This window comes from Neisseria sp. P0001.S005 (genome assembly GCF_051963715.1).
In genome coordinates this window covers 1-10205 of the sequence record NZ_JBQCTZ010000125.1, presented here as the reverse complement: position 1 = coordinate 10205, position 10205 = coordinate 1, and the positions used below count along the sequence as shown (strand labels likewise).

General features: G+C 48.6%; 11 protein-coding genes. 8 read left to right on the top strand and 3 right to left on the bottom strand.

Features of this window, described 5'->3' with window-relative positions; all coding sequences use genetic code 11:
* Positions 1 to 675 (top strand): beta-N-acetylhexosaminidase (gene nagZ / locus ACTHSP_RS13720; protein ID WP_440346286.1); only part of this gene is annotated, 675 nt, incomplete at its 5' end.
* A gap of 77 nt (positions 676 to 752) precedes the next feature.
* On the opposite strand, the gene ACTHSP_RS13715 is transcribed toward nagZ, so the two are convergent.
* Positions 753 to 1499 carry an amino acid ABC transporter permease gene (locus tag ACTHSP_RS13715; protein ID WP_003684370.1) on the bottom strand — a complete coding sequence of 249 codons (747 nt, stop codon included), beginning with the start codon at positions 1497 to 1499 and terminating at the stop codon, positions 753 to 755.
* A 328-nt stretch (positions 1500 to 1827) separates the two neighbouring features.
* On the opposite strand from ACTHSP_RS13715, the gene trhP reads away from it, so the two are divergent.
* The gene (gene trhP, locus ACTHSP_RS13710; RefSeq protein WP_049350962.1) at positions 1828 to 3183 is read left to right on the top strand and encodes a prephenate-dependent tRNA uridine(34) hydroxylase TrhP; all 1356 of its coding nucleotides are present in this window, start codon (positions 1828 to 1830) and stop codon (positions 3181 to 3183) included.
* A gap of 62 nt (positions 3184 to 3245) precedes the next feature.
* On the opposite strand, the gene hemC is transcribed toward trhP, so the two are convergent.
* On the bottom strand, positions 3246 to 4181 hold the full coding sequence (gene hemC / locus ACTHSP_RS13705) for a hydroxymethylbilane synthase (protein WP_440346285.1): 936 nt from the start codon (positions 4179 to 4181) through the stop codon (positions 3246 to 3248).
* A 256-nt stretch (positions 4182 to 4437) separates the two neighbouring features.
* On the opposite strand from hemC, the gene ACTHSP_RS13700 reads away from it, so the two are divergent.
* A complete protein-coding gene (locus tag ACTHSP_RS13700; protein ID WP_318250454.1) occupies positions 4438 to 5781 on the top strand; it encodes a YadA family autotransporter adhesin in 1344 nt (447 codons plus the stop codon).
* A gap of 79 nt (positions 5782 to 5860) precedes the next feature.
* Here ACTHSP_RS13700 and ACTHSP_RS13695 read toward each other — a convergent pair whose 3' ends face one another.
* Entirely contained in the window at positions 5861 to 5998 is a 138-nt protein-coding gene (locus ACTHSP_RS13695; RefSeq protein WP_210399511.1) for a hypothetical protein, read from the bottom strand.
* A gap of 78 nt (positions 5999 to 6076) precedes the next feature.
* On the opposite strand from ACTHSP_RS13695, the gene ybeY reads away from it, so the two are divergent.
* From ybeY to ACTHSP_RS13670, 5 genes are all read left to right on the top strand, one after another.
* Entirely contained in the window at positions 6077 to 6592 is a 516-nt protein-coding gene (ybeY, locus tag ACTHSP_RS13690) for an rRNA maturation RNase YbeY (RefSeq protein ID WP_049350965.1), read from the top strand.
* 1 nt (position 6593) lies between these two features.
* Positions 6594 to 7436, top strand: a complete 843-nt coding sequence (locus tag ACTHSP_RS13685; protein WP_049329553.1) for an HlyC/CorC family transporter — start codon at positions 6594 to 6596, stop codon at positions 7434 to 7436.
* Positions 7433 to 8170: a methionine ABC transporter ATP-binding protein gene (locus ACTHSP_RS13680; RefSeq protein ID WP_440346284.1), complete on the top strand. Its 738-nt coding sequence runs from the start codon at positions 7433 to 7435 to the stop codon at positions 8168 to 8170. Before ACTHSP_RS13685 ends, ACTHSP_RS13680 begins: the two co-directional genes overlap by 4 nt.
* Positions 8171 to 8172: 2 nt before the next feature.
* Positions 8173 to 8859 (top strand): methionine ABC transporter permease, encoded by a 687-nt coding sequence (locus tag ACTHSP_RS13675; RefSeq protein ID WP_049350967.1) that lies wholly within the window; start codon positions 8173 to 8175, stop codon positions 8857 to 8859.
* A gap of 201 nt (positions 8860 to 9060) precedes the next feature.
* A complete protein-coding gene (locus tag ACTHSP_RS13670) occupies positions 9061 to 9972 on the top strand; it encodes a MetQ/NlpA family ABC transporter substrate-binding protein (protein WP_049350968.1) in 912 nt (303 codons plus the stop codon).
* Positions 9973 to 10205 lie beyond the last annotated feature (233 nt).

Below are 10205 nucleotides of genomic sequence, written 5' to 3'. Positions count from 1 at the left end.
TGCGCCGTCATCGGCAACCGCAGTTTCCACCGCGACGCCAACATCGTTACCCAGCTTGCCCTTGCCCTGCAAAAAGGACTGAACAAAGGCGGCATGAAATCTTGCGGCAAACACTTCCCCGGCCACGGCTTTGTCGAAGGCGACAGCCATCACGTCCTGCCTTGTGACGAACGCAGCCGCGAAGCGCTAGAAGCTGCCGACCTTATCCCCTTCCGCGCATTGAGCCAAGCTGGCATGGCGGCAGTGATGCCTGCCCACGTCGTGTACCCGCAAACCGACAACCAACCTGCCGGTTTCTCCGAAAAATGGCTGAAACAAATCCTGCGCCAAGAAATCGGATTTAACGGCGTTATCTTTTCAGACGACCTGACCATGGAAGGCGCATGCGGTGTCGGCGGTATTAAAGAACGCGCACGCCTTTCTTTTGAAGCAGGCTGCGATATTGTACTGGTATGCAACCGTCCCGATTTGGTAGATGAATTGCGAGACGGTTTCCACGCACCGGCAAACGCCGATTTGGCAGCACGTTGGCAATACATGGCCAACACATTGACCGTACAAGAAGCTGCCGACATCATGGCAACCGAAGAATTCCAAGCCGCCCAACAAGCAACTGCCAAACTGGCTACGCCAAAAGACATCGCAGGCGGTATCAAAGTCGGCGAAGCATTCTGATTTCAGGCCGTCTGAAACATTGACGGCAAATAAAAAAGGAAGACTTGAAAAAGTCTTCCTTTTTTGATTCAAACCGATTAGCGGTGTTGCGGATTGTAACGGCTTTCCAAGCGCAGGAATACCCAACCCAAAAAGCTTGTCAGCACCAAATAAATCAGCGCGATTGTATAAAGCGGCTCTTCATAGACAGAATAGCGGCCGGTAATCGTGCTTTGTACATAAGCCAACTCTGCCACGCCGATGACGGAAAGCAATGAGCTGTCTTTCAACAACGTAATAAACTCACTGGCCAATGGCGGCAACATACGGCGCAAAGCTTGCGGCAAAATCACATAACGCATCGCCTGAGTATAGGTCAGACCCAAAGAACGCGCAGCTTCCATTTGGCCTTTATCAATCGACTGGATACCGGCACGGAAAATCTCACAAATATATGCACCCGAGTTCGCAATCAAAGCCAAAGAACCGGCAATCAACGCACCATAAGAACGGCGCAAATCAATGGCTGCTTCGCCACTAATCAACACACCGTCGGCCGGATGAACAAAAAATGGGAACCAAACATAAGCCCAAATCACAATTTGTACAAACAATGGCGTACCGCGGAACAGCGTAACATACCAAAAAGAAATCTTACGCAACACCCAAGCCAAGGCACGCATCGGCACACCAGCTTTTTCCGGATTGATCAAACGCGCCAATGCCAGCAGCAAACCCAAAATTGAGCCGCCTGCCGTTGCAACCACCGTCAGCCCCAGCGTCGTCAATACGCCGTATAAAAACATCCAGCGGTATTCATAAATAATGTCAAAACGAAAATCCATAACCCTTCCGTCGGTCAAAATCGGTAACTAATCCGAATATTTTTTAAAATGAAGCTTGATATTTTACAAGAAAATACATTGTTTGAACGGTTTTTTGTTAAATTATTCCTCCCAACCCTGCTTTTTTTACATTTCCAATGAATTAAAGCCCCCTTTTCACCTTTCATCATATAGGACATTTTCCGTATAAAAAACAAAGCGCAAACCCGACACAAAATTGACCGAAACACAAAAACAGCGGATAATCCGCCCATTCTTCAAACATCTTTCAGACGGCCTTCCCTCTTTCCTTGAGGGCCGTCTGAAAACATTTTAAAAAGCATAAAACATGAAAGCACCCGAACTCTTATTACCGGCAGGTGGCCTCGAACGCATGCGCGCCGCCTACGATTACGGCGCAGATGCCGTTTACGCCGGCAGCCCGCGTTACTCACTGCGTGCCCGCAACAACGAATTTGCCAAACTCGACGTCCTCGAGCAAGGCATTAAAGAAGCGCACGAGCGCAACAAAAAATTCTTCCTGACCGTCAATACGCTGCCGCACAACTCCAAACTCAAAACCTTTGTTTCCGATATGGAGCCCTTGATTGCCATGAAACCCGACGCGCTGATTATGGCGGATCCGGGTTTGATTATGACCGTGCGCGAAAAATGGCCGGAAATGCCGATTCACCTGTCCGTACAGGCTAACACCACCAACTATTGGGGCGTGAAATTCTGGCAGAACATCGGCGTCGAACGCATTATTCTGTCGCGCGAATTGAGCATGGAAGAAATCGCCGAAATCCGCCAAGAATGCCCCGACATCGAACTCGAAGTCTTCATCCACGGCGCATTGTGTATCGCCTACTCCGGCCGCTGCCTGCTCTCCGGCTACTTCAACCACCGCGACCCCAACCAAGGCACATGCACCAACTCCTGCCGTTGGGATTACAAAGTTCACAACGCCACTGAAAGCGATGCGGGCGATGCCCAACTTCTGCAAGGTTTCAACTTTGAAAAAGCCCAAGAAGAAGCCAACCAAAACTTTGAAGGCATCAACGGTCAAAAACGCCATCCATATGCCGACAAAGTTTTCCTGATTGAAGAGTCCAACCGCCCGGGCGAAATGATGCCGATTATGGAAGACGAACACGGCACCTACATCATGAACTCCAAAGACCTTCGCGGCATTGAAGTGGTTGAGAAACTGGCCAAAATCGGCGTAGACAGCCTTAAAGTCGAAGGCCGCACCAAATCGCTTTATTACGTTGCACGCGTGGCCCAGTCCTACCGCAAAGCGATTGATGATGCCGTTGCAGGCCGTCCGTTTGATTACAGCCTGTTAAGCGAACTCGAAGGCCTTGCCAACCGCGGCTACACCAGCGGCTTCCTTGAGCGCCACCAAACTCAGGATTACCAAAACTACCTGACCGGCCACTCCATCGCCAAACAAAGCCAATATGTCGGCCACGTTACCGAAATCGATGAAAACGGCTGGGCGACAATCGAAGTCAAAAACCGCTTTGCCGTCGGCGATTCACTCGAAATCATCCACCCGAGCGGCAACCAAACCATCAAATTGGAACAAATGACCCGCAAAGGCCAGCCTGTCGATGTGGCACCAGGCAACGGCATTCAGGTCAAAATCCCCAACATGCAGGGCAAAGAAAAAGCTTTGGTTGCGCGGATTATGAATCCTTAAGCATCAACAAAATAAAGGCCGTCTGAAAGTTTCAGACGGCCTTTTAAATTATCTATACTGTTTTAAGCCTGTTCTTGCAATACGGCGGTAATCAACTCTTCCGCACCATCATCTGCCAGTTTTTTGGCGACTGCACGACCCAAGGCATCGGCGTATTCGGCAGGGGCTTGCGCGTCCGCTTGCAAAATGACCGAACCGTCAGGATGACCAACCAAGCCGCGCAAGGTCAGCAAGCCGTTTTCTTCAGTGCAATATGCGGCCAGCGGCACTTGGCAGCTTCCGCCCAGAGCGCGCGCCAAAGCGCGTTCGGCAGTAACGCAGGCGTGCGTGGTATCGTGGTTCAAAGGCTTTAAGACTTCGTACAAATCTTCGCGATGCGCTGCAATTTCAATACCCAATGCGCCTTGTCCGGCGGCAGGCAGGCTGTCGGATTCTGTCAAAATCATGCGGATGCGTTCGTCCAATTCCAGACGCTGCAAACCGGCGGCAGCTAGGATAATCGCGTCGTATTCGCCGTTATCAAGTTTGGACAACCGAGTTTGCACATTGCCGCGCAAAGGTTTGATAACCAAATGCGGATAGCGCGCACGCAACTGGGCTTCGCGGCGCAGGCTGGATGTGCCGACGACGGCGCCTTTGGGCATTTCTTCCAAACGTGCGTATTGGTTGGACACAAACGCGTCAAACGGATTGGCGCGTTCGCCGATTGCCGCAAGCGCAAAACCTTCAGGCAAATCCATCGGTACGTCTTTAATCGAATGCACGGCCAAGTCGGCCCTGCCGTCATACAAAGCCTGTTCCAACTCTTTGACAAACAAGCCTTTACCGCCGACTTTTGACAAAGTTCTGTCCAAAATCTGGTCGCCGCGCGTGGTCATGCCCAAAATCTCGACTTCGCAATCGGGATACAGGGCTTTCAGACGGCCTTGGATATGTTTTGCCTGCCACATGGCAAGCAGGCTTTCGCGACTGGCGATAACGAGTTTTTTCGGGTTCATAATGGTTGCCTGAAAGATGGAAAACGGCATGAAGTCTATCATAATTCTGAAAATGAGCGCTATTGAAAAGACTGTCTTCTTTTTGTGCCATTTTTACTTCTTTTAATTGCAATGAGAAGCATAAATTTAATATGCATAAAATATCAAATGGAGTAAAAAAGTTTAATTTTTATGCTAAAATCTTAAGCGAAGTGCAAGGGTGTATTTCTTATCATTGATGATAACTAGTCTATTTTTTAACTTTATGGTACCTATTATGAAAAATGTAAGTAAGTTAAATAAAAATACAAGCATGAAATTATCTACGGCAGCGGTCGTACTTCTTTCTGCATTGGGTGTGTCTACAGTTGCCAACGCGGCCGCGCCAGAACACTTTATTAGTGTTGCTCCTGGGGCTCTTGGTACAACACAAGGCAACTACAATAATGATGGGGCAAAATCAGACGATTCCATTGCTATTGGTAAAAATGCGGCTGCTGGTGTTTCAAAAGATGTTGCAGTTGGTGATAATGCTAAGGCTAATAAGGATACTACAAGTAAAGCTCAAAACATTGGTGGTGCGACAGCTATTGGTACTGACACGGAGGCAAAAGGCAATGGTGCTACTGCACTAGGTTATGGTGCAGTAGCTGATGGCGCTAATGCTTCTGCTTTGGGGAATAAAGCTAATGCTACAGGTATTGCTACAACTGCGGTTGGGGTATCTACCCAAGCAACAGGCGCTTATTCTGTTGCTGTAGGTTCAAATGCTAAGGCTACAGGCTTTGGATCTGTGAGTATTGGTTTAGCGTCTATACCGGATACTGGAGCAACTAAAAATTATGCTGTATCTGTCGGTGCATTTTCAGGCGCTGATGTAGAAAATGGCGTTGCATTAGGTTCATACTCTAAAGCAACTGTTAATAAAGAGGCTGTAGGATATGATCCGTCAACTCAAGCTGCTACAACTGAGACAAGTGCAGCTTGGAAAGCTTCACATGCTGCGGTTTCTGTTGGTGACGTTGACAACAATATCACCCGTCAAATCACCAGCGTTGCTGCGGGTACAAAAGATACTGATGCAGTGAACGTGGCTCAATTGAAATCTTTAGACGGTAAAGTTGAGAAAAACAAAACCGATATTGCAACTAATAAAGCCGATATCGCAACCAACAAAACCAATATTGCAACTAACACGGGTAATATTGCGACTAATACAGCTAATATTGCGACTAACACGGGTAATATTGCGACTAACACGGGTAATATTGCGACTAATACAGCTAACATTCAGACTAACGCGAATAATATTGCGGCGATTAACACTCAATTAGCGGATAATAACGATTCCATCAATGAATTGCGTGGCAATGTAAACCTCTTAAATAAAGACTTGAGAGGCGGTGTTGCGAGTGCGATTGCTCACGCTTCTGTTCCTCAATCCACCAAAGCCGGTGCTATCGGTGTGGGCGTGGGTACCGGTTTCTATGGTGGTCAATCTGCGGTTTCTCTTGGTGTGTCCGGTGTTACCCCTAATGAAAACTGGGTGTTTAAAGCCAGCGTTTCTACCAACAGTCGTGGTAACTACGGTGTGGGTGCCGGTGCGTTTTACCAATGGTAATAAACCGTTAATCCCGAGTTAATCGGAGCATAAAAAAAGCCATTCTGAAATAGAATGGCTTTTTTGTTGCGATGAGGAATTAAGCTAAGATTTTGTCTAATTCTTTACTGACATCTTCCACTTTTTGCGTGCCGTCTAAGCGGAAATATTGCGTGTTGCCCGCTTTGGCTTCTGCTTGGTAGTAATCCACTAATGGTTTGGTGGTGTTGTGATACACTTTTTTTGGGCGGTTTTTCAGACGGCATGGGGGTGAATATGTTATATTTACGCCTAAAAACCCAATTTTCCGGACAACATGAAACGCGCCAAACAATATCCTTTTTTATCCTTACAGCGGCAACGTTTTCATCTGAACTTTGAAAACGCCTCAACCGCCGTCAACCTTCCGAGCGAACGCGATTTTTACCGCTGGGCGTGGTCTGCCTTGAAAAACGAATACCGCCGCGCAGACATCAGCCTGATTCTTCTGGACGAAGAAGAAGCCCGCGCTTACAACCGCGACTACCGTGGCAAAGATTACGCCACCAATGTCTTGAGTTTCGCGCTCAACGAAGGCGAAATCCTGCCCGACCAGTTTTCAGACGGCCTGTATGGCGATTTGGTGATTTGTCCGCAAGTGGTTTTGAAAGAAGCCGCCGAACAAGGCAAAACACCCGAGCAGCATTTTGCCCACCTGACCATACACGGTACTTTACACCTGATGGGCTACGACCACATCGAAGACGATGAAGCCGAAATAATGGAAGCCGAAGAAATCCGCCTGATGCTGGCGGCAGGCTTCCCCAACCCCTACCAAGAGGACGAATATTAAAATGGACGGTACGCAGTCGAAACCCAAATTTTTCGAACGCCTAATCTCCCGACTTGCCGGCGAGCCCGACTCCGCCGAAGACGTATTGACCCTGCTGCGCCAAGCACACGAGCAGGAAGTTTTTGACGCCGAGACACTGACCCGGCTGGAAAAAGTATTGGACTTTGCCGAGCTGGAAGTGCGCGATGCGATGATTACGCGCAGCCGCATGAACGTATTGAAAGAGAACGACAGCATCGAGCGCATCACGGCCTACGTCATCGAAACCGCCCATTCGCGTTTCCCCGTCATCGGCGAAGACAAAGACGAAGTTTTGGGTATTTTGCACGCCAAAGACCTACTCAAATATATGTTCAACCCCGAGCAGTTCCACCTGCAATCCGTCTTGCGCCCTGCCGTTTTCGTTCCCGAAGGCAAATCTTTGACCGCCCTTTTAAAAGAGTTCCGCGAACAGCGTAACCACATGGCGATTGTCATCGACGAATACGGCGGCACATCCGGCTTGGTCACCTTTGAAGACATCATCGAGCAAATCGTCGGCGAAATCGAAGACGAGTTTGACGAAGACGACAGCGCCGACAACATCCATGCCGTTTCTTCCGAACGCTGGCGCATCCACGCGGCTACCGAAATCGAAGACATCAACACCTTCTTCGGTACGGAATACAGCAGCGAAGAAGCCGACACCATCGGCGGCCTGGTCATTCAAGAGTTGGGGCATCTGCCCGTACGCGGCGAAAAAGTCATCATCGGCAGCCTGCAATTTACTGTTGCACGCGCCGACAACCGCCGTCTGCACACCCTGATGGCCACACGAATTAAAGAAAACACGGATAAACCATGATTATTCTGGATCACGTTTCCAAACACTATCAAACATGCGACAAAAAAGACTTTGTCGCCGTCGAGCCGACCAGCCTCAAAATCAAACAGGGTGAAATCTTTGGCCTGATGGGCTACTCCGGTGCAGGCAAATCCACCTTGTTGCGTCTGATTAACTTATTGGAACGTCCGGATACAGGTACCGTCAGCGTGTGCGGCCAAGAACTGACCGCGCTCAACGCCACGCAACTGCGCCACGCCCGACAAAACATCGGCATGGTGTTCCAACAGTTCAACCTATTGAGCAACCGTACCGTTGCCGAAAACGTCGCTTTTCCTTTAGAAATTGCCAAATGGCCGTCTAAAAAAATCCAAGCGCGTGTTGAAGAATGTTTGGAAATCGTCGACTTGCAAGACCGTGCCAACCATTACCCGTCCCAACTTTCCGGCGGTCAAAAACAACGTGTCGGCATTGCCCGCGCGCTGGCGCCGCAACCTCAAGTCATCCTCGCCGACGAACCCACTTCCGCCCTCGACCCCGCCACTACGCGCAGCGTTTTGAAGTGTTTGGAAGACATCAACCGACGTTTCAACGTAACCATCGTCATCGTTACCCACGAAATGAGCGTTATCCGCCGCCTGTGCGACCGTGCCGCCCTCTTGGACAAAGGCCGTCTGCTGGAAATCGTTGAAGTACACGGCAACCAAATCCATGCCCAATCCGAAATCGGGCAAGAGCTGATTCGAGAGGACTAAATATGGCAGATTTAACATTTGAAAGTGCTGTTGAGACCATCGTCAGCATGAAGGGCGAAATTATCCAAGCCTTGGGCGAAACCTTTATTATGGTCGGCCTATCGACTACTTTCGCCGTTATCTTCGGTACGATTTTAGGCGTATTGCTGTTTGTGACGTCAAGTCATCAGTTGCACTACAACAAACAGCTGAATTTATTTTTAGACAATCTGGTCAACCTGATGCGCGCATTCCCTTTCGTCATCCTGATGATTGCCATGATTCCTGTTACACGCGCCATCATCGGCACGACCATCGGCCCGGTTGCCGCCTCATTGGTATTGAGCGTATCCGGCCTGTTCTACTTCGCCCGTCTGGTAGAGCAAAACCTGCGCGAAGTGCCCAGAGGCGTGATTGAAGCGGCCTCCGCAATGGGTGCCTCGCCCATGAGCATCATCTGCAAAGTGCTTTTAAATGAGGCGCGTGCAGGTATGGTTTCCAGCATTACCGTACTGGCTATCGGCCTTCTGTCGTACAGTGCGGCAGCAGGCATGATTGGCGGCGGCGGTTTGGGCGACCTTGCCATCCGTTACGGCTACTACCGCTATCAAATGGAAGTCATCATCTTCATCGTCGCCATCCTGGTTTTACTCGTTATCCTGATTCAAGGTATCGGCAACAGCTTGGCACGCAAACTGGATAAACGTTAAACAAACTAGGCCGTCTGAAATGGACTTACTATTTTTCAGACGGCCTGTTATCTATTTAGAACATATTAGGATATATATATTCCAAATAAGTTTACAAAAAACATCCTCATATTTCCAAAATAGATTTACAATCCCTCTTTATTTTGACGGCGGCAGCTTGAGGCCGTCTGAAACCGCTTTATCATCCATCAGGAGCAAAATATGCAAATCAACACATTCTTCAAAACCCTTTCAGCCGCTGCGCTCGCCATCGTACTGGCTGCCTGCGGCGGTCAAAAAGACAGCGCGCCTGCTGCTTCTGCCGCTTCCTCTGCCGACAACGGCGCAGAGAAAAAAGAAATCGTCTTCGGTACAACCGTCGGCGACTTCGGCGATATGGTAAAAGACCAAATCCAACCGGCTTTGGAGAAAAAAGGCTATAAAGTCAAACTGATCGAGTTCACCGACTATGTCCGCCCCAACCTTGCTTTGGCTGAAGGCGAATTGGACATCAACATCTTTCAACACAAACCTTATCTGGACGACTTCAAAAAAGAACACAAACTGGACATTGTTGAAGCCTTCCAAGTACCGACTGCACCTTTGGGCTTGTACCCTGGCAAACTGAAATCTTTAGACGAAGTGAAAGACGGTGTCAGCGTTTCTGCACCTAACGACCCATCTAACTTTGCCCGTGCATTGGTTATGTTGAACGAATTGGGCTGGATTAAACTGAAAGCCGACGTTGATCCGCTGACTGCTTCTAAAAACGATATTGCCGAAAATCCAAAAAACATCCAAATCGTAGAACTTGAAGCCGCCCAACTGCCACGCAGCCGTGCCGACGTTGACTTTGCCGTCGTTAACGGCAACTACGCCATGAGCAGCGGCATGAAACTGACTGAAGCCCTGTTCCAAGAGCCAAGCTTTGCCTACGTTAACTGGTCTGCCGTCCGCACTGCCGACAAAGACAGCCAATGGCTGAAAGATGTAACCGAAGCTTACAACTCTGACGAGTTCAAAGCCTACTCACAAAAACGCTTTGCCGGTTACAAATATCCTGCTGCATGGGGTGAAAATGCAGCTGCAGGTGCTCAAGCCGAAGCTGCTTCTACTACTTCTGCAACCAAATAAGTAACTTTTTGAAAAAGGCCGTCTGAACATTCAGACGGCCTTTTTCTATTGATTATCTATTCCCAAAGCTTGAAACAAGTTTTTTGATTAACGCCAAATACTTACACAATTCCCTTTTTAAACCAAATCAATATGTTTTAAAAAAGTTCAATAAGGAATCATGTTTTTATTCAATATAATCAATCACTAAATGAATTATTCTACTTTTTTATAATATTCACTAGTAATGTTCC

Bases quoted from the DNA above. Each gene is read 5' to 3' on its own strand.
- hemC (WP_440346285.1), bottom strand. From the start codon at position 4,181: ATGAACCCGAAAAAACTCGTTATCGCCAGTCGCGAAAGCCTGCTTGCC.
- ACTHSP_RS13675 (WP_049350967.1), top strand. From the start codon at position 8,173: ATGGCAGATTTAACATTTGAAAGTGCTGTTGAGACCATCGTCAGCATG.
- trhP (WP_049350962.1), top strand. From the start codon at position 1,828: ATGAAAGCACCCGAACTCTTATTACCGGCAGGTGGCCTCGAACGCATG.
- ACTHSP_RS13715 (WP_003684370.1), bottom strand. From the start codon at position 1,499: ATGGATTTTCGTTTTGACATTATTTATGAATACCGCTGGATGTTTTTA.
- ACTHSP_RS13680 (WP_440346284.1), top strand. From the start codon at position 7,433: ATGATTATTCTGGATCACGTTTCCAAACACTATCAAACATGCGACAAA.
- ACTHSP_RS13700 (WP_318250454.1), top strand. From the start codon at position 4,438: ATGAAAAATGTAAGTAAGTTAAATAAAAATACAAGCATGAAATTATCT.
- ACTHSP_RS13685 (WP_049329553.1), top strand. From the start codon at position 6,594: ATGGACGGTACGCAGTCGAAACCCAAATTTTTCGAACGCCTAATCTCC.
- ybeY (WP_049350965.1), top strand. From the start codon at position 6,077: ATGAAACGCGCCAAACAATATCCTTTTTTATCCTTACAGCGGCAACGT.
- ACTHSP_RS13670 (WP_049350968.1), top strand. From the start codon at position 9,061: ATGCAAATCAACACATTCTTCAAAACCCTTTCAGCCGCTGCGCTCGCC.